Annotated in this window: 23 protein-coding genes; 11 read left to right on the forward strand and 12 right to left on the reverse strand. The window is 70.7% G+C overall.

Annotated elements, in window-relative coordinates; translation table 11 throughout:
* Window positions 1-59: 59 nt before the first annotated feature.
* On the reverse strand, window positions 60-1,820 hold the full coding sequence (gene argS / locus AB0H86_RS36975) for an arginine--tRNA ligase (RefSeq protein ID WP_362449211.1): 1,761 nt from the start codon (window positions 1,818-1,820) through the stop codon (window positions 60-62).
* Window positions 1,821-1,978: 158 nt separating this feature from the next.
* Here argS and lysS point away from each other — a divergent pair, with 158 nt between their 5' ends.
* The gene (lysS, locus tag AB0H86_RS36980; RefSeq protein ID WP_362449213.1) at window positions 1,979-3,721 is read left to right on the forward strand and encodes a lysine--tRNA ligase; all 1,743 of its coding nucleotides are present in this window, start codon (window positions 1,979-1,981) and stop codon (window positions 3,719-3,721) included.
* A 137-nt stretch (window positions 3,722-3,858) separates the two neighbouring features.
* Here lysS and AB0H86_RS36985 read toward each other — a convergent pair whose 3' ends face one another.
* The 3 genes from AB0H86_RS36985 to AB0H86_RS36995 all read right to left on the reverse strand — a co-directional run bounded on the left by AB0H86_RS36985 (window position 3,859) and on the right by AB0H86_RS36995 (window position 7,345).
* On the reverse strand, window positions 3,859-5,214 hold the full coding sequence (locus AB0H86_RS36985; RefSeq protein WP_362449215.1) for a DUF2637 domain-containing protein: 1,356 nt from the start codon (window positions 5,212-5,214) through the stop codon (window positions 3,859-3,861).
* Between the two features lie 156 nt (window positions 5,215-5,370).
* The gene (locus AB0H86_RS36990) at window positions 5,371-6,312 is read right to left on the reverse strand and encodes a DUF3558 family protein (RefSeq protein WP_362449217.1); all 942 of its coding nucleotides are present in this window, start codon (window positions 6,310-6,312) and stop codon (window positions 5,371-5,373) included.
* A gap of 133 nt (window positions 6,313-6,445) precedes the next feature.
* Window positions 6,446-7,345, reverse strand: coding sequence for a DUF3558 domain-containing protein (locus AB0H86_RS36995; RefSeq protein ID WP_362449219.1), 900 nt, complete (start codon window positions 7,343-7,345; stop codon window positions 6,446-6,448).
* A 216-nt stretch (window positions 7,346-7,561) separates the two neighbouring features.
* Between AB0H86_RS36995 and AB0H86_RS37000 the strand changes: the two genes are divergently transcribed.
* The gene (locus AB0H86_RS37000; protein ID WP_362449221.1) at window positions 7,562-8,755 is read left to right on the forward strand and encodes an RtcB family protein; all 1,194 of its coding nucleotides are present in this window, start codon (window positions 7,562-7,564) and stop codon (window positions 8,753-8,755) included.
* A gap of 21 nt (window positions 8,756-8,776) precedes the next feature.
* Here the strand turns inward: AB0H86_RS37000 and AB0H86_RS37005 are convergent, their stop codons facing one another.
* Window positions 8,777-8,923: a hypothetical protein gene (locus AB0H86_RS37005; RefSeq protein ID WP_362449223.1), complete on the reverse strand. Its 147-nt coding sequence runs from the start codon at window positions 8,921-8,923 to the stop codon at window positions 8,777-8,779.
* Window positions 8,923-9,699: an SDR family NAD(P)-dependent oxidoreductase gene (locus AB0H86_RS37010; protein ID WP_362449225.1), complete on the reverse strand. Its 777-nt coding sequence runs from the start codon at window positions 9,697-9,699 to the stop codon at window positions 8,923-8,925. The genes AB0H86_RS37005 and AB0H86_RS37010 overlap by 1 nt, the downstream gene beginning before the upstream one ends.
* Before the next feature lie 189 nt (window positions 9,700-9,888).
* On the opposite strand from AB0H86_RS37010, the gene AB0H86_RS37015 reads away from it, so the two are divergent.
* The gene (locus AB0H86_RS37015; protein WP_362449227.1) at window positions 9,889-10,323 is read left to right on the forward strand and encodes a nuclear transport factor 2 family protein; all 435 of its coding nucleotides are present in this window, start codon (window positions 9,889-9,891) and stop codon (window positions 10,321-10,323) included.
* A gap of 12 nt (window positions 10,324-10,335) precedes the next feature.
* On the opposite strand, the gene AB0H86_RS37020 is transcribed toward AB0H86_RS37015, so the two are convergent.
* The 3 genes from AB0H86_RS37020 to AB0H86_RS37030 form a co-directional block, all read right to left on the reverse strand.
* Complete coding sequence (locus AB0H86_RS37020) at window positions 10,336-10,671, reverse strand: YnfA family protein (protein ID WP_362449229.1); 336 nt, start codon at window positions 10,669-10,671, stop codon at window positions 10,336-10,338.
* A gap of 100 nt (window positions 10,672-10,771) precedes the next feature.
* On the reverse strand, window positions 10,772-11,119 hold the full coding sequence (locus AB0H86_RS37025) for a DoxX family protein (protein ID WP_362449231.1): 348 nt from the start codon (window positions 11,117-11,119) through the stop codon (window positions 10,772-10,774).
* 173 nt (window positions 11,120-11,292) lie between these two features.
* A complete protein-coding gene (locus AB0H86_RS37030) occupies window positions 11,293-12,126 on the reverse strand; it encodes a helix-turn-helix domain-containing protein (protein WP_362449233.1) in 834 nt (277 codons plus the stop codon).
* A gap of 197 nt (window positions 12,127-12,323) precedes the next feature.
* Here AB0H86_RS37030 and AB0H86_RS37035 point away from each other — a divergent pair, with 197 nt between their 5' ends.
* The 7 genes from AB0H86_RS37035 (at window position 12,324) to AB0H86_RS37065 (ending at window position 20,150) form a co-directional block, all read left to right on the forward strand.
* On the forward strand, window positions 12,324-13,415 hold the full coding sequence (locus AB0H86_RS37035) for an LLM class flavin-dependent oxidoreductase (RefSeq protein ID WP_362449235.1): 1,092 nt from the start codon (window positions 12,324-12,326) through the stop codon (window positions 13,413-13,415).
* Window positions 13,412-14,059 carry an FMN reductase gene (locus AB0H86_RS37040; RefSeq protein ID WP_362449237.1) on the forward strand — a complete coding sequence of 216 codons (648 nt, stop codon included), beginning with the start codon at window positions 13,412-13,414 and terminating at the stop codon, window positions 14,057-14,059. The genes AB0H86_RS37035 and AB0H86_RS37040 overlap by 4 nt, the downstream gene beginning before the upstream one ends.
* Before the next feature lie 112 nt (window positions 14,060-14,171).
* On the forward strand, window positions 14,172-14,873 hold the full coding sequence (locus AB0H86_RS37045) for a response regulator transcription factor (RefSeq protein WP_362449383.1): 702 nt from the start codon (window positions 14,172-14,174) through the stop codon (window positions 14,871-14,873).
* Entirely contained in the window at window positions 14,874-16,286 is a 1,413-nt protein-coding gene (locus tag AB0H86_RS37050; protein WP_362449239.1) for an ATP-binding protein, read from the forward strand.
* A 144-nt stretch (window positions 16,287-16,430) separates the two neighbouring features.
* Window positions 16,431-17,792 carry an MFS transporter gene (locus AB0H86_RS37055; protein ID WP_362449241.1) on the forward strand — a complete coding sequence of 454 codons (1,362 nt, stop codon included), beginning with the start codon at window positions 16,431-16,433 and terminating at the stop codon, window positions 17,790-17,792.
* The gene (locus AB0H86_RS37060; RefSeq protein ID WP_362449243.1) at window positions 17,789-19,249 is read left to right on the forward strand and encodes a hypothetical protein; all 1,461 of its coding nucleotides are present in this window, start codon (window positions 17,789-17,791) and stop codon (window positions 19,247-19,249) included. Before AB0H86_RS37055 ends, AB0H86_RS37060 begins: the two co-directional genes overlap by 4 nt.
* A 52-nt stretch (window positions 19,250-19,301) precedes the next feature.
* Window positions 19,302-20,150 (forward strand): PaaX family transcriptional regulator C-terminal domain-containing protein, encoded by an 849-nt coding sequence (locus AB0H86_RS37065; protein ID WP_362449245.1) that lies wholly within the window; start codon window positions 19,302-19,304, stop codon window positions 20,148-20,150.
* A 53-nt stretch (window positions 20,151-20,203) separates the two neighbouring features.
* Here the strand turns inward: AB0H86_RS37065 and AB0H86_RS37070 are convergent, their stop codons facing one another.
* Together AB0H86_RS37070 and AB0H86_RS37075 are read right to left on the reverse strand one after the other, a co-directional pair.
* Complete coding sequence (locus AB0H86_RS37070) at window positions 20,204-20,740, reverse strand: DUF4396 domain-containing protein (protein ID WP_362449247.1); 537 nt, start codon at window positions 20,738-20,740, stop codon at window positions 20,204-20,206.
* Window positions 20,741-20,766: 26 nt separating this feature from the next.
* On the reverse strand, window positions 20,767-23,028 hold the full coding sequence (locus AB0H86_RS37075; protein WP_362449249.1) for a heavy metal translocating P-type ATPase: 2,262 nt from the start codon (window positions 23,026-23,028) through the stop codon (window positions 20,767-20,769).
* A 214-nt stretch (window positions 23,029-23,242) separates the two neighbouring features.
* On the opposite strand from AB0H86_RS37075, the gene AB0H86_RS37080 reads away from it, so the two are divergent.
* Window positions 23,243-24,193, forward strand: a complete 951-nt coding sequence (locus AB0H86_RS37080) for a hypothetical protein (protein ID WP_362449251.1) — start codon at window positions 23,243-23,245, stop codon at window positions 24,191-24,193.
* A 46-nt stretch (window positions 24,194-24,239) separates the two neighbouring features.
* Here AB0H86_RS37080 and AB0H86_RS37085 read toward each other — a convergent pair whose 3' ends face one another.
* A complete protein-coding gene (locus AB0H86_RS37085; RefSeq protein ID WP_362449253.1) occupies window positions 24,240-24,899 on the reverse strand; it encodes a DUF305 domain-containing protein in 660 nt (219 codons plus the stop codon).
* Window positions 24,900-24,969: the final 70 nt, after the last annotated feature.

Below are 24,969 nucleotides of genomic sequence, written 5' to 3' on the forward strand. Positions count from 1 at the left end.
GCGGCCCGTCCTCCCTCGGGGGAGAGGACGGGCCGAGCGTGTCTCTGCTTCCGTGTGGCTCAGAGCCGTTCCGGTGTCCTGATGCCCAGCAGCGACATGCCCCGGTGGAGCGTGCGGGCCGTCAGGTCGACCAGGAGCAGGCGGTTCTCGACGACCTCTGTCGGGTTGTCGTCGCTCAGGACCTGGCACTTGTCGTAGAACGAGGTCAACAGCGACGCCAACTGGTACAGGTACGCCGTCAGCTTGTGCGGGGCGTACTCGGCGGCGGCCTCCGCGACCGTCTCCGCGAAGCCGTCCAGGTGCAGGCCGAGCGCCCGCTCCGCCTCGTGCAGATCCAGCTCCGGGTGGGCGGCCGGGCAGGCGTCGCCCGCCTTGCGCAGGATCGACCGGATACGGGCGTACGCGTACTGGAGGTAGACGGACGTGTCGCCGTTCAGCGAGACCATCTGGTCCAGGTCGAACTTGTAGTCCCGGCTCGGCGACGTCGACAGGTCCGCGTATTTCACGGCACCGATGCCGACCTGCGCGGCCCGCTCCTGGATCTCGTCCTCGGTGAGGTCCCGCGCCTTCTCCCGGACGACCTCGGCGGCCCGCTGAACAGCCTCGTCCAGCAGGTCCTCAAGGCGTACGGTCTCGCCCTCACGCGTCTTGAACGGCTTGCCGTCCGCACCCAGCACCGTGCCGTAGCCCATGTTGTGCGCGGTGACGTCAGCGTTCAGCCAGCCCGCCCGCCGGGCCGTCTCGAAGACCATCCGGAAGTGCAGGGACTGGCGTACGTCCACGACGTAGAGCAGCGTCGTCGCGTGCAGGTCGATGACGCGGTTGCGGATCGCGGAGAGGTCGGAGGCGGCGTAGCCGAAACCTCCGTCCGCCTTCTGCACGATCAGCGGTACCGGCTGGTCGTCCTTGCCGCGGATCTCGTCGAAGAAGACGACGAGCGCGCCCTCGGAGCGCACGGCGACACCGGACTCCTCCAGCAGCCGCGCCGTCTCGGCCATCATGTCGTTGTACGCGGACTCGCCGACGATCTCGTCGTCGCGGATCTCCATGTCGAGCTTCTCGAAGACGGAGTAGAAGTAGACCTTCGACTCGTCCACGAACCGCTGCCACAGGTCCAGCGTCTCCTTGTCACCCGACTGCAGGGCGACGACCCTCTTGCGCGCCCGCTCCTTGAACTCCTCGTCGGAGTCGAAGACCGCGCGCGACGCCTTGTACACCCGGTTCAGGTTGCTCATCGCCTGATTGCCGTCGACGTCGGCCGCCGGGGCAAGCTCGCCGGGGTTCTCGATCAGGTACTGGATGAGCATGCCGAACTGGGTGCCCCAGTCGCCGATGTGGTGCCGGCCGATCGTGCGCTCGCCGGTGAAGTCGAGCATGCCGCGCAGGGCGTCACCGATCACCGCGGACCGGAGGTGCCCGACGTGCATCTCCTTCGCCACGTTCGGCTGGGCGTAGTCGATGACCGTGGTGCCCGCGTTCTCGGCGAAGGGCACGCCCAGACGGTCGGGGTCCGCGTGCCGCGCGGCCAGGCTCTCGGTGATCGCCCGGTCGGTGAGCGTGATGTTCAGGAAGCCGGGGCCGGAGACCTCGATGTCCTTGATCAGGTCACCGGTGACCACCTGGGAGACGACCTCGGTCGCGAGCTCCCGCGGGTTCGCCTTCGCCTTCTTGGCGAGGGCCAGGATCCCGTTGGCCTGGAAATCGGCCCGGTCGCTACGTCGCAGCAGCGGGTCGGCGGAGCCGGCCTCCGGCAGGGCAGCCGAGAGGGCGGACGCGAGACGCTGGTTGACGGAAGCGGTGAGGGACGTGACCGGGGCCATAGGAGTGGGTGCCGTTCTCCTCGTGGGAATAGGTGGGCCTGCCCAGTATCCCACGGGGCGCAAAGCGGTTTTCCTGGGCGCGAGGTGGTCTGGGAGAATGGGGTGTCGGCCGTACGACCGTAACGGCTGCCCGTGTGAAACCTTCAGAAAAAGAGGACGTGCCGATCGTGGCTCAGAGCGCCGAGACCACCGACTGGGTCTCCCGTTTCGCGGATGAGGTCATCGAGGAGTCGGAGCGTCGGGCCCCGGGCAAACGGGTGGTCGTCGCCTCCGGACTGTCCCCGTCCGGCCCCATCCACCTGGGGAACCTGCGCGAGGTCATGACCCCGCACCTCGTCGCCGACGAGATCCGGCGGCGGGGCCGCCAGGTGCGCCACCTGATCTCGTGGGACGACTACGACCGGTACCGCAAGGTGCCCGCCGGAGTCGCCGGCGTCGACGAGTCCTGGGCCGAGCACATCGGCAAGCCGCTCACCTCCGTCCCGGCCCCCCACGGCTCCGCCCACCCGAACTGGGCCGAGCACTTCAAGGCCGCGATGGTCGAGTCGCTCGCCGAACTGGGCGTCGAGTTCGACGGGATCAGCCAGACCGCGCAGTACACCTCCGGGGTCTACCGCGAGCAGATCCTGCACGCGATCAGGCACCGGGGCGACATCGACGCGATCCTCGACCAGTACCGCACCAAGAAGGCCCCCGCCAAGAAGCAGCAGCAGAAGCCGCTCGACGAGGCCGAACTGGAGGCCGCCGAGGGCTCCGGCGCGGCCGGTGAGGACGACGGCAGCTCCGGCGCCGCCGGGTACTTCCCGTACAAGCCGTACTGCGGCAACTGCGAGAAGGACCTCACCACCGTCACCTCGTACGACGACGACACCACCGAGCTGACGTACACCTGCGCCGCCTGCGGCTTCTCCGAGACGGTCCGGCTCAACGAGTTCAACCGCGGCAAGCTGGTCTGGAAGGTCGACTGGCCGATGCGGTGGGCCTACGAGGGCGTCGTCTTCGAGCCGAGCGGTGTCGATCACTCCTCGCCCGGGTCCTCCTTCCAGGTCGGCGGGCAGATCGTCGGGATCTTCGGCGGCAAGCAGCCGATCGGGCCGATGTACGCCTTCGTGGGGATCTCCGGGATGGCCAAGATGTCGTCCTCCCGCGGTGGCGTGCCCACCCCCGCCGACGCGCTGAAGATCATGGAACCGCAGCTCCTGCGCTGGCTGTACGCCCGTCGCCGGCCCAACCAGTCCTTCAAGATCGCCTTCGACCAGGAGATCCAGCGTCTCTACGACGAGTGGGACAAGCTGGACGCCAAGGTCGTGGACAGCTCGGCCCTCCCGGCGGACATCGCCGCGCACGCGCGTGCCGTGCGGACCGCCACCGGCGAGCTGCCGCACACCCCGCGGCCGATGCCGTACCGGACCCTCGCGTCCGTCGCCGACATCACCGCCGGCCATGAGGACCAGGCCCTGCGCATCCTCAGCGAACTCGACCCCGCCAACCCGCTCGCCTCGCTCGACGAGGTCCGGCCGCGCTTCGACAAGGCCGAGACGTGGACCAACACGCAGGTGCCCGCCGACCAGCGGACCATCGTGCGCGAGGAGCCCGACCACGACCTGCTGAAGTCCCTCGACGAGGCGTCCCAGCGGTCGCTGCGGCTGCTGCTCGACGGGCTGGCCGAGCACTGGTCCCTCGACGGGCTCAGCCACCTCGTCTACGGCGTGCCCAAGGTGCAGGCCGGGTTCCCGGCCGACGCCACCCCCAAGGAGCTGCCCCCGGAGATCAAGACCGCCCAGCGGTCGTTCTTCGTGCTGCTGTACCACCTGCTGGTCGGCCGGGACACGGGGCCGCGACTGCCCACGCTGCTGCTGGCGGTGGGTCAGGAGCGGGTGCGGGCCCTGCTCGGGGAGTAGGCCGCTCCGTCACGACGTAGGCCGCTCCGTCGTGGTGTAGGCCGCTTCGCTACGACGATGGGGGCGCCCGGTGTTCGCCGGGCGCCCCCATCGTCGTCTGTACGCGGTGCCGGTTCGCCGGCTGTCCGCGGTGCCGCTCAGGCGATGTGGTCGTCCTCCAGCTCCGCGGTGTGGCGGTTCTGGAAGTGCAGGACCATCTTCTTCGCCTCGGCGTCCGGGACGGGCGTGCCGTACGTCGCCTCGACGTTGTCGCCGAACTGGCGCGGGGACGGGTAGCCGCCGTTTATCGACTGCTTGAAGACCTGGTAGAACGATTCCTCGTCCGGCTCGACGGCCGGGGTGCCGCCGCCCTCGCCGAGCTCGCGGGTGCGGTTCGGGCCCACCGGGATCGGGAACGTGCCGGTCTCCTCCGGCGAGGGATCCTGGGCCGGGGGTTCCTCGTCGAACTGCTCGCGGTACTCGTCCGCCCGCTGCTGCTCCTCGTACCACCGGGCGTACTGCTCCGAGGGGTCGTAGGTGGGGTCGTAACCGCCCTGGTACTGGACCTCGACCGGCGTCCGGAACCAGGGGTTCTGCTCGGAGTCGGGGCCGGACTGCGGCTGGGCAGCATCCTGTGCGTACTCGGGCTCGGGCGCGGGCTGGTCGTCCGGCCGGCCCGCCTGGGGAGTGCCGTCGAGCTCCAGCCGCTGCTCGCCGGGAGGCGCCGCCGCTCGCCGCGGATCGGAAGCCGCCCCGGTGGCACCTTGGCCCGCGGTCACCGCGGGGACCTCGGACTGCCGGGGCGCCCGGGGCAGAAGGACCGGCTCGATTCCCGCCGCCGCAAGGCCTGCCGGAGCCGTCTCCGCCAGCGGCACGCCATAGCGCGCCAGCCGCAGCGGCATCAGGCTCTCCACCGGCGCCTTGCGGCGCCATCCCCGGCCGAAACGGGAGTGGAGGCGGGCCCGGTAGACGAGACGTTCCTGCTCCAGCTTGATGACCTGCTCGTACGAACGCAGCTCCCACAGCTTCATCCGGCGCCACAACAGGAACGTGGGGACCGGGGAGAGCAGCCAGCGGGTGAGGCGGACGCCCTCCATGTGCTTGTCGGCCGTGATGTCGGCTATTCGGCCGATCGCGTGCCGGGCCGCCTCGACGGAGACCACGAACAGGATCGGGATCACCGCGTGCATACCGACACCCAGCGGATCCGGCCAGGCCGCCGCGCCGTTGAAGGCGATCGTCGCCACCGTCAGCAGCCAGGCGGTCTGCCGCAGCAGCGGGAAGGGGATACGGATCCAGGTCAGAAGCAGATCAAGGGACAGCAGGACGCAGATACCCGCGTCGATGCCGATCGGGAACACATAGGAGAAGTTCCCGAAGCCCTTCTGGAGGGCCAACTCGCGGACAGCCGCGTACGAACCGGCGAAGCCGATGCCGGCGATGATCACGGCGCCGAACACGACCACACCGATGAGGATGCGGTGCGTTCGAGTCAGCTGCACTGGCGCGGCCACTCGTACTCCCCTCCCATTGCGTGTTGTTGCGCGCAACAGAGTGGCACATGTGTGCGTCGGACGCGTCGTCGGTCCGTCAGGAGCCCGGTCTGCAGGGAAGACCGGGCTCCGTCAGACAGACGCCTTGAGCTGCGCGTTGGCGTCCGTGTGTGACAGTCAGCTCTTCGTCGCCGACTTGGACGCGGAGGCGCTCTTCGAGGGCGACTTCGACGCGGCCTTCGAGGGCGACTTCGACGAGGAATCCGACGAGGACTTCGACGGGGAGGCGCTCTTCGACGCCGACGGCGAGCTGCCCGCCGTGCTCCCGCCCTCGTCGTTCGACTTGCCCTCGCCGTTCGCCTCCGACACCGCGGCCACCGTCTCCTTGGCCGCCTTCTCGGCGAGCTTCGTCAGGGTGGCGACGCTCGGCGTCTTCTCACCGGCGAGGCCCGCGCCGTTGTAGTCGACGGTGACGACGACGTTCTCGACGCGCGTGACGACCGTCTGCTGCTTGAAGGAGCCTTCCTTCTTCTTCAGGTCGTACGTCACCGTCGTCGCCTGGTCGCCCGTCCCGGAGAGCGGCTCGGACTTGGCGTTCTTCGCGCCGTCCACCGACTGGGCGTCCTGGATCTGCTTGGCGTAGTACGCCTGCGCCTGCTTGTCACCGGTGCCGCGCGAGGTGTCCGAGTCGAAACGCAGCATCGAGATGTTCAACCAGCGGAACTGGGAACCCTTGACGCCGTTGTTGTCGAGGCTGTCCCAGGAACAGCCGGCCCGTGTCGCCGTGTCGCCGGAGGTGCCCTCCTTGCCGGACTTCGCCCCCTTCGGCACGAGGTCGACCAGGGTCTTCTTCGACACCACCGCACACGGCTTCGGGAGCGAGCTGTACGCCGCCGCCTGCACCGTCGGTGACGCGCTCGGGGACGATGTCGCCTCCGCACCGACCGGACTGTCGCTCTTGCTGCCGGCGTCGTCGGAGCCGGAGTCCGACGAGCAGCCGGCGGCGATCAGCATCGCGGGGACCACCGCCGCGCAGACAAGGACGCGGCTGCGGCTCTTGGCCCGCCGCTCGCTCTGGTCTCGCTCGTACGGCCGGTCTCGATGTGCTGATCGCTGCATGGTTCCTTCACTCATGACGCTTGTGGTTCCTGCCGTCGGATCGGGTCCGAGGGGCCACGGTACGCGGTGAGGAACCTGTGCGGCCTTTGTTCGACTGCTTTGTGCGTGTGGGTGAGAGGCCTGTGAAGGAGCTCTAGCCGGTCAGGGAGTCGTCCAGTTGTGCGGCCAGTTTCCGCGCGTTGTCCTGCATTTCCTTGCTGTCGGGAGCCACTCCGAGAGTCGCCGACTGCTCCTCGTACGCGATCGTCACGATGACATTCGACGTGCGGAACGCCACAGTCACCGTGCGCTGCTGGGCCGTCGAACCGGAGCTGCTCAACGCGTCGTCCAGGAACGCCTCGTCGCCGAGATCGTCGAGGAGGCGGGGCTGGAGATCGATCGGCGGGACGGTGGACGAGGACGTGGGGGACGAGGACGCGGAAGAGGAAGAGGAAGCAGAGGAGGAGGCGGCGGAGGACGGCGAAGAAGGGGACGAGGGCGCCGAGGCGGAGCCGGTCGGGGTGGCCGTGGGACTGGGACTGCCGGTGCTCGCACCGCTCTCGTCGCCGCTGCTCACGTCCGACGTGGCACTGGAGCTCGCCGGCTCCGGCAGGTCGGCCACGTCCTCCAACTTCGCGAACAACTCCTGCGCCTCGCTGTCGTCGCTCACGGTGGTGTCGTACGACACCACCCGCTCGAAGTCGACGAGCAGATGGTCGGTGGCGTCCCTGGACTCCACCTTCCAACGGCAGCCCACCTTGCGGTCGGTGTCGAAGGTGTGGGTCGCCTCGCCCGCGTACGCCTTCTCCCGCTGGTCCTCGTCGGTGAGCTGCCGGATGCCGGGCAGGAGCGAGTCGAGGGTGCTCCGGCCCGCCGCGCCGCAGGGTTCGGGCAGTGTGCGGTACCGGCCCGGCTCGGCGGCTGCGGAGGCGGTGCCGACGGTGCCGGGGTTCGCGTTGTCCGTCGCGCCGTCGTCGTCCGAGCTGCCGGTGCAGCCGGCCAGCAGGGCCGCGAGGAGCGCGGCGACGCCGGGTACGTACGCCTTCCGCTGCACGGTCAGGCTCCTCTCGACGGTGTCTGTGGGCTGGTGCGCGCACGTGGGATCTCAGTGTCCCCGCTGGTTAATCGCTTGCCGCACGGGGGCGCCCCCTGGAGACAATGTCTATCGCACACATGGCCGTGGACGCCGGTCCGTTGTCCCTTTCGTTGATCCTGGCTCCGGTTTTTGCGATGTGTAACTTCTGTTGTTTCACGGGGGAATGAGGGCGATATGTCGTACGTGGAGATGCCGGGTGCGAAGGTCCCGATACGTATGTGGACCGACCCGTCGACGGTCGAGGAGGGTGCCCTCCAGCAACTGCGCAACGTGGCGACCCTGCCGTGGATCAAGGGCCTGGCGGTCATGCCGGACGTCCACTACGGGAAGGGTGCGACGGTCGGGTCCGTCATCGCGATGCGGGGGGCCGTGTGTCCCGCGGCGGTGGGCGTGGACATCGGGTGCGGGATGTCGGCGGTGAAGACCTCTCTGACGGCGAACGACCTGCCGGGGGATCTGTCCCGGCTGCGGTCGAAGGTCGAGCAGGCGATTCCGGTGGGGCGGGGGATGCATGACTCCGCCGTTGAGCCCGGGCGGTTCCATGGGCTGGCCACCGCGGGGTGGGACGACTTCTGGGGGCGGTTTGACGGGGTCGCGGAAGCGGTCAAATTCCGTCACGAGCGGGCTGAAAAGCAGATGGGGACGCTCGGTGGCGGCAACCATTTTGTCGAAGTCTGCACGGACACGACCGATTCCGTCTGGCTGATGCTCCACTCCGGTTCCCGGAACATCGGCAAGGAACTGGCCGAGTTCCACATCGGCGTCGCCCAGAAGCTCCCGCACAACCAGGGCCTGGTCGACCGTGACCTCGCGGTTTTCGTGGCGGACACTCCGCAGATGGCGGCGTACCGCAACGACCTGTTCTGGGCGCAGGAGTACGCCAAGTACAACCGCACGATCATGATGGCGCTTCTGAAGAACGTGATCCAGCGGGAGTTCAAGAAGGCGAAGCCGACCTTCGAGGCGGAGATCAGCGCACACCACAACTACGTCGCGGAGGAGCGCTACGACGGGATGGACCTGCTCGTGACCCGCAAGGGTGCGATCCGGGCCGGCTCTGGCGAGTACGGGATCATCCCCGGTTCCATGGGCACGGGTTCGTACATCGTGAAGGGCCTCGGGAACGCGAAGTCCTTCAACTCGGCGTCGCACGGCGCGGGTCGGCGGATGAGCCGCACCGCGGCCAAGCGCCGGTTCTCGACGAAGGACCTGGAGGAGCAGACGCGGGGCGTGGAGTGCCGTAAGGACTCCGGCGTCGTGGATGAGATCCCGGGCGCCTACAAGCCGATCGAGCAGGTCATCGACCAGCAGCGGGACCTGGTGGAGGTCGTGGCGAAGCTGAAGCAGGTCGTGTGCGTGAAGGGCTGACGCGCGGGACGCGGGGCGGCGTCACTTCGGCGCGTGTGTCACCGCGTAGATCATGACGAAGGCCACGATGTGGATGCCGAAGAGGAAGTACGCCAGCCACATCCACATGTGGCGTTCGTTCTTCTTCTCCTCCAGCAGGCGGCGTTGCTCCCGTTCGGCGTCCGGCATCACCGCTCCCGGTGGACCTTCGTGTTGGATGCCTGGGCGCGGGGGCGGAGGACCAGGAGGTCGACGTTGACGTGGCTGGGGCGGGTCACCGCCCAGGCGATCGTGTCCGCCACGTCGTCCGCCGTGAGCGGTTCGGCGACACCCTCGTAGACCTTCTCGGCCTTCTCCTGGTCGCCGCCGAAGCGGGTGAGGGCGAACTCGTCCGTCCTGACCATGCCGGGGGCGATCTCGATGACGCGGACCGGGCGGCCGACGATCTCCAGGCGCAGGGTCTCGGCGAGGACGTGGGCGCCGTGCTTGGCGGCGACATAGCCGCCGCCGCCCTCGTACGTGCCGTGGCCGGCCGTGGAGGAGACGACGACGATCGTGCCGTCGCCGCTCGCGTCCAGCTTGGGGAGCAGGGCCTGGGTGACGTTGAGGGTGCCGATGACGTTGGTCTCGTACATCGTGCGCCAGTCGGCCGGGTCGCCGGTGGCCACCGGGTCGGCGCCGAGGGCTCCGCCCGCGTTGTTGACCAGCACGCCGATCGTCTGGAACGCGGAGGCGAACTCGTCCACCGCCGCGCGGTCCGTGACGTCCAGCGGGTACGCGGTCGCCTGGTGGCCCGCCGCGATGATCTCCTCCGCCAGCGCCTCTATACGGTCCTTGCGGCGGGCGGTGAGAACGACGCGGTAGCCGGCCGCGGCCAGCTGTCGGGCCGTGGCGGCGCCGATTCCGCTGCTCGCACCGGTGACGACGGCGATCCGGGAGACGGCGGACGGGGCGGCGGTGGCCATGGGGGTGCTCCTCGGAGTGTGCGGACCGGGCGGACTCAGCGGACGGGTGGGGCGGAAGCCTGTCCGGCCAGGATAGGGGGGTGGGGTGGACGGGCGGCCTGGGGTCTCGTTCCGCGGCCGGACTCCCCCGCCGTGGGACCCGGTGGGACAATGAGGTGGGTGATCCCCTGACTTCTGTGGAGGTGGATCATGGGACAGGCACGTGAGGTCATGGACCGGTTCACGGACGCGGTCACCGCGCATCCCGACCTGAAGGTCGTCGCCGAGCTGTACGCCGAGGACGCGGTCGCCGTCACCCCCGACGAGGGGGAGATCCGCGGGCGCGACCACATCGTCGAGTACTGGCGGCAGATGACGGAGGCGGTCCCCGGGGCCACGTTCGAGACGTCGCACGCGTACGAGGTCGGCGACACAGCCATCGACGAGGGCGTCTACCGCGGTCGGAACACCGGGCCGCTCCAACTGCCCACCGGTGAGACCCTCCCCGCGACGCAGAAGGAGGTCAGGATCCGCGGGGTGGACATCGCGACCGTGAAGGACGGACGGATCGTCGACTACCGGCTCTACTTCGACGAGATGGACTTCCTGGGGCAGCTGGGGCTGCTGCCCGACGCGACGCCGTGACCGCGGGTCCGCTCAGTCGCCCCGCGGCGCGTACATGATCACCGCCATGCCGGCGAGGCAGATCAGCGCGCCCGTGACGTCCCAGCGGTCCGGGCGGTAGCCGTCCGCGACCATGCCCCAGGCCAGCGAACCGGCGACGAAGACACCGCCGTAGGCGGCGAGGATGCGGCCGAAGTCGGCGTCCGGCTGGAGGGTGGCGACGAAACCGTACGCGCCGAGGGCCAGGATGCCCGAGCCGATCCAGATCCAGCCGCGGTGTTCGCGCACGCCCTGCCAGACCAGCCAGGCGCCGCCGATCTCGAAGAGGGCGGCGACGACGAACAGGGCGGCGGAGCGGAGGACGAGCATGCGGGCAGCTTCGCATGCGCGCCCGCGACCGCCCTCGGCCGTCCTCGATCGCCGACGTTCCGTGCCGCTGGTCCCCCTGAGGCCCGGGGGGTCATCGGGGTCAGCTCAGCACGCCCAGGGTCAGGGCGCCGATCACCGGGGCGGCGTACACCAGCGGGAACGGGATGTGTGCGTGCCGGCGCGCCCGTACGACGGTGACGACCGCGCCGGTGAAGTAGAGGACCAGGCCGATGCCGGCTGCCACGCCGATGACCGGAACGAAGAGGCCGATCAGGAGGCCAATGGCCCCGGCGACCTTGGCGGCGCCGAGCCGGGGCCACCAGGCGCGCGGCACGCTGTAGTCGGTCAGGGCCTGGATGATCCACTGGGCGCGGGTGAGGATGACGACGCCCGAGTAGCCGGCCATGGCGGCGGCGATCAGGGTGACGACGACGTGGGCGACGGACATGGAATGCTCCTCGGTGATCGGGGCGAACCGACTGAGGACGACCTGGTCGGCACGACCTTGTCAGGGGCTTTGATCGGTTCGCGTTCACCGGGTTGACGCGATGCGCGCCGGGAGTGTGACACGTCGGCCGAGCTTTTCTCGGCGGATGTTGGACCGGAGCTCGTCGGCTCGGGTCACTGGCGTTGTGAGTGCGATTCTCCGGCCTGCCGACGGTTGGCCGCGTACGCGGTCGGCGGCACTCCCACCGTGGTCGTGAAGTCGCGGACCAGGTGGGCCTGGTCGGCGTATCCGAGGTCGGCGGCGAGGGCCGCCCAGTCCATCGCCTCCTCGGTCTCGGCGCGCTCCAGTGCCTGGTGGATGCGGTGGCGCAGGATGACCCACTTGGGGCCCACGCCGACGTACCCGGCGAAGAGGCGTTGCAGGAGTCGTACGGAGACGCCCTCGGTGCGTGCGAGGTCGGCGACGCGGCGGATCGTGCGGTCGGTGCCGATGCGCTCGACGAGGGCCATCGCCAGGTCGGCCTGGGGGTCGGGGTGCGGGCCGAGCGTCAGCAGGAACGCGTCCAGGGCGGCCACGCGGGCGGCCTCGTCGTCCGGGGTGAGGATCGTGGCGGGGTCCGTGTCCGGGTACACCTCGGGCTGCCGCAGCCGCCGGCCCGTCCACTCCGTCACCGCCCGCTCCGGCGCGAAGGGGCGGAAGCCGCCCGGTCTGAACTTGACGCCGCACACCCGGCCGCGCCCCTCCAACTTCTGTGCGAACAGGCCGCGTTGGACACCGGCGACCTCGGCGAAGGGCTCCTGGTCCGGGAACCGCTGGAAGACGATGTTGACGGCCGGGTGCGGGACCACATGGGAGACGTACGGCTCGGAGAGGTTCCAGTCGATCAGCCAGTACTGCTCGACGTACCGGCGCAGCGGTTCGGCGGGCTCGACGCGGCGGAAGTCCACGTGCGCGAAGAGCTCCGTGGCGTCGACGATGCCTCGGGTGTCACGGCGTACGGGGGCCATGGGGGGATCGTAGGCCGGGGCACTGACATCGGGATGGGTACGCAGGCCGGCGGGCGGAATGCGTGAACGAGTGCGTGAGGGAACGCGTGAGGGAACGCGTGAGGGAGTACCTCGGGGAACACGCCGGGAATACGCCGGACCGGATGACCGTTCCAGGGGTGTAGTTGAACGGTAAACAACTTGGAGGTAGAGCGACCATGCAGTTCGGGATCTTCAGCGTCGGCGATGTCACGCCGGACCCGACCACGGGCCGTACGCCGACCGAGCGCGAGCGGATCAAGGCCATGGTCGCCATCGCGCTGAAGGCCGAGGAGGTGGGGCTCGACGTCTTCGCGACCGGCGAGCACCACAACCCGCCGTTCGTGCCCTCGTCCCCGACGACCATGCTCGGGTACGTGGCCGCGCGGACGGAGAAGCTGGTCCTGTCCACCTCCACCACCCTCATCACCACCAACGACCCGGTCAAGATCGCCGAGGACTTCGCGATGCTCCAGCACCTGGCGGACGGCCGGGTGGACCTGATGATGGGGCGCGGCAACACCGGCCCGGTGTACCCGTGGTTCGGGAAGGACATCCGGGAGGGCATCAACCTCACCGTCGAGAACTACGCCCTGCTGCGCCGGCTGTGGCGCGAGGACGTCGTGAACTGGGAGGGGAAGTTCCGTACCCCGCTGCAGGGCTTCACGTCCACGCCCCGCCCGCTGGACGGCGTACCGCCGTTCGTCTGGCACGGCTCGATCCGCTCGCCGGAGATCGCCGAGCAGGCCGCGTACTACGGCGACGGCTTCTTCCACAACAACATCTTCTGGCCCGCGGACCACACCAAGCGGATGGTCGAGCTCTACCGCAGCCGGTACGCCCACTACGGGCACGGCACGCCCGAGCAGGCGATCGTCGGCCTCGGCGGCCAGGTGTTCATGCGGAAGAACTCCCAGGACGCGGTGCGCGAGTTCCGGCCCTACTTCGACGTCGCCCCCGTCTACGGGCACGGGCCGTCGCTGGAGGAGTTCACCGAGCAGACCCCGCTGACCGTGGGCTCCCCGGAGCAGGTCATCGAGAAGACCCTGGCCTTCCGCGAGTACGCCGGTGACTACCAGCGCCAGCTGTTCCTGCTGGACCACGCCGGACTGCCGCTGAAGACCGTGCTGGAGCAGCTGGACCTGCTCGGCCAGGAGGTCGTGCCGGTGCTGCGCAAGGAGTTCGCCGTCGGGCGTCCGGCCGATGTGCCCGAGGCGCCCACCCACCAGTCGCTGCTCGCCGCCGCTCCGAAGGGTGTGACCGCCGAATGAAGCTCGTCGTCGTATCGGCCGGGCTGAGTGTCCCGTCGTCCACCCGGCTGCTGGCCGACCGGCTGGCCGCCGCCGTGGGCCGGGACACCCCGGTCGACGGGCAGGTTGTCGAGACGCAGGTCATCGAGACGCAGGTCGTCGAGTTGCGCGACCTCGCCGTGGAGATCGCGCACAACTTCACCAACGGGTTCCCGGGGCGGAGCCTCGCCGCCTCGATCGACGCGGTGACCGGGGCGGACGGGCTGATCGTCGTCACTCCGGTGTTCTCGGCGTCGTACAGCGGGCTGTTCAAGTCGTTCTTCGACGTGCTCAGCGTGAGCGACGTGGACGCCCTGGCGGGGAAGCCGGTGCTGATCGCGGCGACCGGCGGCACCGCCCGGCACTCCCTCGTACTGGACCACGCGCTGCGGCCGCTCTTCGCCTACCTGCGGGCCGTCGTCGTCCCGACCGGGGTGTACGCCGCCTCGGAGGACTGGGGCGCCGAGGGGCTGGACGGGCGGATCGAACGGGCGGCGGGGGAGCTGGTGGGACTGATGACGGGGCTGTCGATGGCCACGCAGGCCACGCAGGCCACGCAGGCCAAGCAGGCCACCCAGGGCGCCGTCGTGCCCTTCGAGGACCGGCTCGCGGCGCTGCGGGCGTGACCGTGCGGCCGGGCCGTGTGACGGTGAGATCCCAGTAAGAAGGGTGACCGTAAGAACCCTCACACGGCCCGGCCGCCCGAGGCCGGGGCACACTGAGGACGTGTCCCGAACCGTGCTGCTCGCCGAAGACGACCGTGCCATCCGTCACGCCCTGGAGCGGGCCCTGACCCTGGAGGGTTATCGGGTCACCGCGGTCGCCGACGGCGTCGAGGCGCTGGCGCAGGCCCACCGGACCCCGCCGGACGTGCTCCTCCTGGACGTGATGATGCCCGGCATCGACGGCCTCCAGGTGTGCCGGGTGCTGCGCGCCGAGGGCGACCGCACGCCGATCCTGATGCTGACGGCGCTCGTGGAGACCCAGGACCGGATCGCCGGCCTGGACGCGGGCGCCGACGACTACGTGGTGAAGCCCTTCGACGTCGAGGAGGTCTTCGCCCGGCTGCGTGCCCTGTTGCGCCGCACCAGCCCGGTCGGCCCCCTGACCGGCGTGCCGAAACCGCAGTCGGCCCCGGACGGGCAGATCGAGGCGGCAGGGCTGCGCATGGACGTACAGGCCCGCCGCGCCTGGCGCCGGACGCGTGAGCTGGAGCTGACCCGCACCGAGTTCGAGCTCCTGGAGCTGCTGGTGCGCAACGCGGGCATCGTCCTCGACCACTCCACGATCTACGACCGCATCTGGGGCTACGACTTCGGTCCCGGCTCCAAGAACCTCGCCGTGTATGTCGGCTACCTGCGTCGCAAGCTCGACGAACCGGGCCTGCCCCAGCTGATCCACACGGTCCGCGGGGTGGGTTACGTGCTGCGGGAGGACTGAGTGGGCCGGCTCGGGCGACTGCTGTCCTCGCGGCGGCCCCGGCTGCTGTCCCTGCGCACCACCTTCGCGCTGTCCTTCGCCATCGTGACCGCCGCCGTCACGGTCCTGGTCGGGGTGCTGTCGTACAGCGCGGCCGCGCGGCTGGTCCGAGTGGACCAGGAGTCCGTGTTCGACCAGGTCGTCCAGGATCTGCGGGACGAGGTGCGGCAGCACCGGATGGCGCCGGAGGACTTCTCCTCGTCGGCGCCCGGTCACGACCTCGTGCGGCCGGCCCGGACCGATGTGCAGGTACTGGGGCCGGACGGCGCGATCGTCGACCCGGGCCGCCCGGGCCTGCCGGTGACCGACCCCGACCGGGAGACCGCGGCCGTCGTCGTGGCCGGGCGGATGGTCGAGCACAAGGACGTGGGCGTCGGCAGCGACGTCTACCGTGTCGCGACCGTCTCCCTCGGCGGCGGCCGGGGCGCGGTGCAGGTCGCGCAGGAGTTCAGTGACACCGAGGACCTGCTGCGGGCGCTCCAGCAGCGGACCCTGATCCTGATGGCCGCGGTGGTGGTCGGGGCGGGCCTGTTCGGCTGGTGGCTGGCCCGGCGCATCACCCGCCGCCTGGTGATCCTCACCTCGGCCGCCGAGGACGTCGCCCGCACCCGGCGGCTCGGCATCCAGGTGCCCGTCACCGGCTACGACGAGGTCGGCCGCCTCGGCCGCGCCTTCGACCGCATGCTCGGCCGCCTCGCCCAGTCCGAGGAGGACCAGCGGCGTCTCGTGCAGGACGCCGGGCACGAGCTGCGGACGCCGCTGACCTCGCTGCGTACGAACATCTCGCTGCTCCGCAGGATCGACGAGCTGCCCCCTGCCACCCGCGAGGAGCTGGTCGCGGACCTCGGCCAGGAAGCGCGTGAACTCACCGATCTGGTCAACGAGTTGGTGGATCTCGCGGCCGGGCAGTCCGACACCGAGCCGCCGCGGCGGGTCGACCTCGCCGACATCGCCGAGGACGTCGCCGGCCTCGCCCGCCGCCGCACCGGCCGACAGATCCTGCTCCGCGCGAGCGGCGACACCACGACCGACGGCCGGCCCGGCATGCTGACCCGCGCCCTGTCCAACCTCGTCGACAACGCGGCGAAGTTCGACCGTGACGGCACCGCGCCCATCGAGATCGACGTCACCGGCCCCGCCCGGCCGGGGACCGTGCGCGTCGAGGTCCTCGACCGCGGCCCCGGTATCGCCGACGCCGATCTCATCCGGGTCTTCGACCGCTTCTACCGCGCCGCCGACGCCCGCTCCCTGCCCGGCTCCGGCCTCGGCCTGTCCATCGTGCGGGAGGTGGCGCTCGCGCACGGGGGGACCCCGTTCGCGATCCGGCGGGACGGGGGCGGGGTGGTGATCGGGTTCACGGTCGGGGGCGGCTGAGCGGGAAGCGCGAGGACTCCGTCTGGGGTGCGTTCCGGGGGTGCGCCAGGGGACTACCGCGGTCCAATGTTGTGCACTTTATTGACGGAGGTGACTCAAGAGCCTAACTTCACGGTGTCCTTCCCCCGCTCAAGGGAGACCGCGATGTCCCCGTCCCCCATCGCATCACCGCCCGCGCCCCCGTCCCCCGAACGCGCCCGCCAGCTCCGCCGAGTCGCCTTGTCCGGACTGCTCGGCACCGCCGTCGAGTTCTACGACTTCCTGGTCTACGGAACCGTCGCCGCCCTCGTCTTCGGCGAGCTGTTCTTCCCCGGTGCCGACCCCGCCGTCGGCACGATCGCCGCGTTCGGCACCTTCGCCGCCGGCTATGTCGCCCGCCCGCTCGGCGGCATCCTCTTCGGTCACTTCGGCGACCGGCTCGGCCGCAAGTCGATGCTGCTGCTCACCATGGGCCTGATGGGCGGCGCGAGTTTCCTCGTCGGTCTGCTGCCCACGTACGACACCATCGGTGTCTGGGCGCCGGTCCTGCTGATCGCCCTGCGGGTCGTGCAGGGCATCGCCATCGGCGGCGAGTGGGGCGGCGCCACCCTGATGGTCGTCGAGCACGCGGGTGAGCGGCGGCGCGGACTGTGGTCCAGCTTCACGCAGATGGGAGCCCCGCTCGGCTCCCTGTTGTCCACCGCCGTCGTCACGCTCGTCGTCGCCCTCCCCAAGGACGAGTTCGCGGCCTGGGGATGGCGGGTGCCGTTCCTGCTGAGCGTGGTGCTGCTCGGCGTCGGCCTCTTCGTCCGGCTCCAGGTCGTCGAAAGCCCGCTCTTCGCCGAGGTGAAGAAGGACAACGCCGAGTCACGGCTGCCGATCCTCGACGTACTGCGCCGCCCGCGCCCCCTGGTGCTGGCCTGCTGCGTCGGCATCGGCGCCTTCACCGCCCAGTCGCTGCTGACCAGTTACCTCATCGCGTACGCCACCGGCATCGGCTACGCCCGCCCGCAGGTGCTCACCGCGCTCACGGTCTCCGCCTGCGTCGCCCTGGTCGTGCTGCCCTGCGCGTCCGCGCTCTCCGACCGGATCGGCCGCCGCCCGGTCGTCCTCGCCGGAGCCCTCGCCTCGGCGGCGCTCGCCTTCCCCGTCCTCGCGCTGGTCGACTCGAAGTCGCCCGGACTGCTGATCCTCGCCGTCGTCCTCGGGCACGGCATCGCCCAGTCCACGATGTACGGCCCGCTGGGCGCCCTGCTCACCGAGATGTTCGGCACCCGGGTCCGCTACACGGGCGCCTCCCTCGGCTACCAGGGCGCCACCCTCATCGGCGCCGGCTTCTCCCCGATGATCGCCGGCAGCCTGGTGGCCGGGAACGGCGGCTCCAGCACCCCTGTCGCCCTGCTGCTGTGCGGGGGCGCCGTCGTCACCGCCGTGACCGTCGTGTTCCTGCGGGAGACCAGCGGGGCGTCGCTCACCGACACCACCGAACACTCCACCACCCCCCACACGGAGGAGATCCCCGCATGACGACGCGCACCCGCACCCGCACCCGTCTCCTTCGTACCCGCACCCGTACCCGCCTCAGTGGCCGCACCCATGACCGCACGGCGCGTCGCACCGCCTGCGCCGCGGCCCTCCTGCTGGCCGTCACCGCCCTGCCCGCCTCCGCGGCGCAGGCCACGGCCGCCGGGCCCGCGCAGCACATCGAGGGCCAACTCCCCTCGGGCGCCGCGTACTTGATGGACGTCCCCGCCGACTGGAACGGCACCGTCCTGCTCTTCAGCCACGGCTACACACCCGGCCCGGCCAACCCCGCCCGGAACGCCCCGGACGACGCCACCAAGGCCCTCCTGCTCCAGCAGGGCTACGCACTTGTCGGCTCCTCGTACGCCCGCACCGGCTGGGCGGTGACGGACGCGGTGCCCGACCAGCTCGCCACCCTCTCCGCCTTCACCGCCCGCTTCGGCACGGCCCGGCGCACCCTCGCCTGGGGCCAGTCGTACGGCGGGCTCGTCACCACCGCGATCGCCGAGCGCCACGCCGACCGCATCGACGGCTCCATGTCCATCTGCGGCCTCGTCCACGGCGGCGTCGCCAACTGGAACAACACCCTCGACCCGGTCTTCGCCCTGAAGACGCTCCTCGCGCCCGGCAAGGACATCCCGCTGACCGGCCTGCCCGACCAGGCGACCGCCGCCAACGCGGCGAAGGCGCTGACGGAGGCGGTCGACTCGGCCCAGTCCACGGCCGCCGGGCGGGCCCGTATCGCCCTCGCCGCCGCCCTGCACAACATCCCGGGCTGGAACGCGCCCACACAGTCCCGGCCCGCCGCGACCGACTGGGACGCGCAGCAGGCCAACCAGTACCCGGCCGTGAAGGGCCTGCTGCAGACCGCCGCCCTCACCTGGCGGCAGGAGGCCGAGAGCCGCGCGGGCGGCAACATGTCCTGGAACACCGGCGTCGACTACGCGGCGATGCTCGGCCGCTCCTCCGTCCACAAGGAGGTCACCGAGCTGTACAAGAAGGCCGGCCTCTCCCTGCGCGCCGACCTCGCCACCCTCAACCGCGCCCCACGCATCAGCGCCGACCCGGCCGCCGTCGCGTGGATGAGCCGGACGAGTTCCTTCACCGGCCGGCTCACCACACCGCAGATCGACATCCACACCACCGGTGACGCACTGGTCCCCGTCCAGACCGAGAGCGCCCTGCGCCGCGCCGTCACCGCCGCCGGTTCCGCACCCCTGCTGCGACAGGCGTACGTCGACAACGCCGGGCACTGCACCTTCAGCCCCGCCGAGCAACTCGCCGCCCTGCACACCCTGGAGGACCGCGTCACCACCGGCGGCTGGCACGGCACCGACCCGGGGTCCCTCAACACCAGGGCCGCCGCGGCCGACCCGACCTCCCCCGCCCGCTACGTCGCCTACCGTCCCGCCCCGTACCCGCGGCCGTACGACCTTGCCCACCCGGCCGACCACCGCTGACGCGGCACGACCGCCCGCCGCACCGAAAGCGGGCGGTCGTAGTCTTGCCAGCGTGGAGGACGACGACATCTCGGGCAGCGACCCTTCGGGCGGCCCGCAGCCGCGCCCGCAGTCGCTGATGCTGGCCTTCTTCGGCAACCACGTCCTGGACGCGGGCGCCCTCGGTGTCTACTCGGGCAGCATCATCGACGTGCTCGGCCGCGTCGGCGTCGGCGAACAGGCCGTACGGTCCACGCTGACCCGCATGGTCAACCGGGGCCTGCTGCGGCGTCAGCGGGAGGGCCGCAGGATGTACTTCGGCCTGACCGCGCAGGCGACGCGCGTCCTGGAGGACGGCCGGATCCGTATCTGGCAGAAGGGCGCGGTCAACGACGACTGGGACGGGGCCTGGACGCTGCTGGGCTTCTCGCTGCCCGAGTCCTGGCAGCGCCAGCGCCACGACCTGCGCTCACAGCTCGCGTGGTCCGGATTCGGCGCGCTGTACAGCGGGCTGTGGGTCGCGCCAGGGAGGGTCGACGTCGCCGGCATCGTCGCGGAACTCGGCCTCGCCGCCCACGTCAAGATCTTCCACGCCCAGGCCGACGAGGCCACCGACATCGGGCTGATGATCCGCGACACCTGGGACCTGGAGTCCATCGCCGCCCGCTACGTCTCCTTCGACAAGCGCTGGACCGCCCATCTGAACGCCGGGTCCGGGGACGACCCGATCGGGACCCGGCTGCGGCTGGTCAGCGAATGGCTCTGGACCATCCGCACGGACCCCCGGCTCCCGGCCCGCCACCTGCCCGCCGAATGGCCGGCCCGCCCCGCCCAGGAAACCTTCCGCCGCGTCGCCGAACAGACCGAGGCGCCCGCGGCACGGATGGCCGGCGAACTGCTGGACACGGCGCCGCTGCGGTAACGGCACGGGCGCGCCGTGGCCGGCTGTCAGTGGTACGCGCCATGGCCGGGCTGTCAGTGGTAGGCGTGGACGACGGCGTGGCCCTTGCCGCGGCCGATCATCCACCTGTTCACGGGGGTGGTGATCAGGAAGGCGATCGCGAAGCCGCCGAGGAGGGCCGACCAGAACAGGCCGTCCGACAGCTGGGCCTCCATCGCGCCCGGGGTGAGGGCGACGATGGCGTTGTCGACCAGCTCCATCACGGCGATGGAGACGGTGTCGGCGGCCAGGGCCACCTTGACGGCGGACCTGAGGTCCAGCCCGGCCCTGCGTACCGCGAACAGGGTGAAGGAGTAGCCGAACAGGAACGCGAGGACGATCGCGACGACCATGGTCGGCACATTGCCCCAGCCGAGGGCGGTACCGATGACCATGCCGAGGATCTCGCCGATCGCGCACCCGGTCAGGCAGTGCAGTGTCGCCTTCATGGCCATGGCCCAGGAGACACCCGCGTGGCCCGCTTGATCGGCGTGGGAGGCGTGATCGTGGTGGTGATGACCGTCGGCGTCCTGGTCGTGCGGGGTGTCGGTGTGGTGATCGCTGTGGTTCATGTACGTCGTCTCCGTTTCCTATGGGTTCAGCGGGTGGCCTGGAAGGAGCGAAGTCGCAGGGAGTTGCCGACCACGAAGACCGAGGAGAAGGCCATGGCGGCTCCGGCGATCATCGGGTTGAGCAGGCCGGCCGCGGCGAGCGGGAGCGCGGCCACGTTGTAGGCGAAGGCCCAGAAGAGGTTGGAGCGGATGGTACCGAGGGTCTTGCGGGCGAGGCGGATGGCATCCGCCGCGGCACGCAGGTCGCCCCGTACGAGGGTCAGGTCGCCGGCCTCGATCGCGGCGTCCGTGCCGGTGCCCATGGCCAGTCCCAGATCGGCCTGGGCGAGGGCGGCCGCGTCGTTGACGCCGTCGCCGACCATGGCGACCGAACGGCCCTCGTCCTGGAGGCGCTTGACGATGCCGGCCTTCTCCTCGGGCAGCACCTCGGCGATGACGTCCTCGGGTGCGATGCCGACCTCGCGGGCGACGGACTCGGCCACGGCCCGGTTGTCGCCGGTCAGCAGGATCGGCCTCAGCCCGAGGGCCCGCAACCGGGTGATCGCTTCCGCACTGGTCTCCTTCACCGCGTCGGCGACTTCGAGCACCGCTCGTGCCTCACCGTCCCAGGCGACCGCGATGGCCGTACGACCGGCTGCCTCGGACGCCGTCCTGGCAGCGGACAGCCCCGCCGGAAGCTCCATCGCCCAGTCGGCCAGCAGCCGCTCCCGGCCCACCAGGACCGCATGGCCGTCGACGATGCCCCGCACACCGAGACCGGGGACGTTCGCGAAGTCCTCGGGGGCGGGCAGCGAGCCCGTCTTCTCCAGTGCCCCCTGGGCCACGGCGCGGGCGATCGGGTGCTCGGAGGCGTGCTCCAACGCACCGGCCAGCCGCAGCACTTCGGCCTCGTCGGTGCCGTCCGCGGTGTGCACGGCCAGCAGGGTCATATGGCCCGTGGTGACGGTGCCGGTCTTGTCGAGGACGATGGTGTCGACCTCGCGGGTTGACTCCAGGACCTCCGGGCCCTTGATGAGGATGCCGAGTTGGGCGCCGCGTCCGGTGCCGACCATGAGCGCGGTCGGTGTGGCCAGGCCGAGGGCGCACGGGCAGGCGATGATCAGTACGGCGACGGCGGCGGTGAAGGCGGCCGTCAGCCCGGCGCCGTTGCCGAGCCAGAAGCCGAGGGTGCCCAGCGCGAGGGCGATCACGATCGGTACGAAGCCCCCGGAGATCCGGTCCGCGAGCCGTTGAGCTGCGGCCTTCCCGTTCTGTGCGTCCTCGACCAGCCTGGCCATCCGGGCGAGTTGGGTGTCGGCACCGACCCGGGTGGCCTCGACGACGAGGCGGCCACCGGCGTTGAGCGTGGCACCGGTGACCGCGTCGCCGGGCGCCACCTCGACGGGGACGGACTCGCCGGTGAGCATGGAGGCGTCGACGGCGGAGGAGCCCTCGACGACTGTCCCGTCGGTGGCGATCTTCTCGCCGGGGCGGACCAGGAAGCGGTCGCCGGCCTTCAACTCGGAGGTGGGGACGGTCTGTTCGCTTCCGTCGGCGCGCAGCAGGGTGACGTCCTTCGCGCCGAGCTCCAGCAGCGCCTTCAGGGCCGCGCCCGCCGTGCGCTTGGAGCGTGCCTCGAAGTAGCGCCCGGCCAGGATGAAGGCGGTCACGCCGGCGGCGGCCTCCAGGTAGATGTTCCCGGCGCCGTCGCTGCGGGCGATGGTCAGTTCGAAGGGGTGCGTCATGCCGGGCATGCCCGCGGTCCCGAAGAACAGCGCCCACAACGACCACAGGAACGCGGCCAACGTGCCGACCGAGATCAGCGTGTCCATGGTGGCCGCGCCGTGCCGCGCGTTGGTGAACGCCGCCTTGTGGAAGGGCCATGCCGCGTACGTCACCACGGGTGCGGCAAGGGTCAGGGACAGCCACTGCCAGTACTCGAACTGCAGCGCCGGGACCATCGCCATCGCGACGACCGGGACCGCCAGCACCACCGCGGTGACCAACCGCTCCCGCAGCGGCCGCAGTTCGTCGTCCGCGTCCACCGTGTCGCCGTCGCCGCTCTCGGCCGGGACGCGTACGGGGGCGGGCTCCCGCGCGGTGTACCCGGTCGCCTCGACGGTGCCTATCAGGTCGCGTACGGAGACGTCACCGCCGTAGCTGACCTTGGCCTTCTCGGTGGCGTAGTTGACGGTGGCGGTCACCCCTTCCATGCGGTTGAGCTTCTTCTCGATACGCGCCGCGCACGAGGCGCAGGTCATGCCTCCGATGGCGAGCTCCACCTCGGCGGCGACTCCGGTCGAAGACATGGGCTTCCTCCTGGTCGGTTCGATCACGTTCGTCGGCACGGATACGGGGTGGGGGTACGGGGTGGGGGTACTTGATCCGCCGACTCCCTGTATACCCCAGGAGGGTATACAGGGCAACCAGTGCAGGCGGTTGACTTTATACCCCCCAGGGGTATTTTGAAGTGCATCGAGACCCTCGCCCACGGATCGAGGGCCCTGTTCGCAGGAGGCACTGATGCATGCTGGTCTGAAGGTCACCGCGTTCGCCGCCGCACTCGCCGCGACGTTCGGTACCGCCTACGGCGTGGGCAGGGGCGTCGACCCCGTCGTCGCGAACGAGGCGCCGGCGTCCCCGCACGACGGCCACAGCGGGGAATCACCGACACCGGAGAAAGGCGGCGGTCGCGCGGGGCGGGCATCGGCCTCGGCGGTCGGCGGACTTCAGGTCACCGAGGGCGGTTACACCCTCGACCTCAGGACCCCTCGGGTCAGGTCAGGACGGCAGGCCGATCTGCGCTTCGCCATCCGGGACGGGAACGGCCGCGCCGTCACCGCGTACCGGCGCGATCACGACAAGGAACTCCACCTCATCCTGGCCTCACGCGACCTGGTCACCTACCGCCACCTGCACCCCACCCGCGCCGCCGACGGAACCTGGAGCACCCCCGTCAACCTGCCCCGGGCGGGCGGCTACCGGGTCTTCGCAGACTTCACCCCGGCGGGGCGGGGGGCCGAGAACCTCACCCTCGGTGCGGACCTCGCGGCGTCAGGCCCGTACGAGGCGCAGCCGCTGCCGGCGCCCAACGCCACGGCCAGGACCGACGGCTACGAGGTCGAACTGGCCGGAAAGCCGATCCCGGGCGCGGCCGGCGAACTGAAACTCACGGTCTCCCGCGACGGCGTGCCGGTCACCGATCTCCAGCCCTACCTCGGCGCCTACGGCCACCTGGTCGCCCTGCGCTCCGGCGACCTCGCCTACCTCCACGTCCACCCGGGCGGCGAACCCGGCGACGGCGTGACCGAGCCCGGCCCGGACATCTCGTTCACGGCCACAGCGCCGAGCAGCGGCATCTACCGCCTCTTCCTCGACTTCAAGCACGAAGGCCGCGTCCACACCGCCGCGTTCACGGTTCGGTCCGGCGGGCCGACGGCCACGGAAGAGCCCGCCGACGGGCATCAGCACTGAGGGGGCGGGGGACCGGCGCGCACACCGGCCCCCGCCCCTCTGCGCGTCAGCTCTTGCCGAGGAGCTTGTTCATCTCGGTCATCTCGGCGGTCTGCGCGGTGACGATGTCGTCGGCCATGGACGTGGCGGGACCGTACTCGCCCTTGCTCTTCTCGGTGCCGGCCATGTCGACGGCGCCCTTGTGGTGGTCGATCATCATGGTCAGGAACATGGTGTCGAAGTCCGCGCCGGACGCCTTCTCCAGTTCGTCCATGTCCGAGCCGTCCATCATGCCGGGCATCGCGGATCCGCCCGAGTGGTCCATGCCGGGCATGGACTCCGCCGTGCTGTCGGACGAGGTCGGGACGTCCTCGCCCCAGGACCTCAGCCAGCCGCTCATGGTCTTGATCTCCGGGTCCTGCGCCTTCTCGACGCGCGCGGCGAGGTCCTTGACCTTGGCGGAGGAGGCCCGGTCGGCGGCGAGCTTCGCCATCTCCAGGGCCTGCCGGTGGTGAGGGATCATGCCCTGCGCGAAGGACACGTCCTGGGCGTTGTGCGCACCGGCGGTGGCGCCGGCGCTCGCGGACGAGGACGCGGAGCTGTCACCGCCCGCGTCACCGCCGCTCCCGCTCCCGCTGTCGTTGCCGCAGGCGGCGAGGACGAGTGCGGCGGTGACGGAGGCGGCCGTGAGGACGGCGCGCCGGGTCAGGGTACGGGTGTTGCGCATGCTGGAACTCCTGTTGTGCCGTGCGAAAAGGGATCTGGACATGCCGAGGCGCACCGCGTCGCCGTACAGG

The organism is Streptomyces sp. NPDC050997 (assembly GCF_040660135.1).
Taxonomy (GTDB): Bacteria; Actinomycetota; Actinomycetes; order Streptomycetales; family Streptomycetaceae; genus Streptomyces.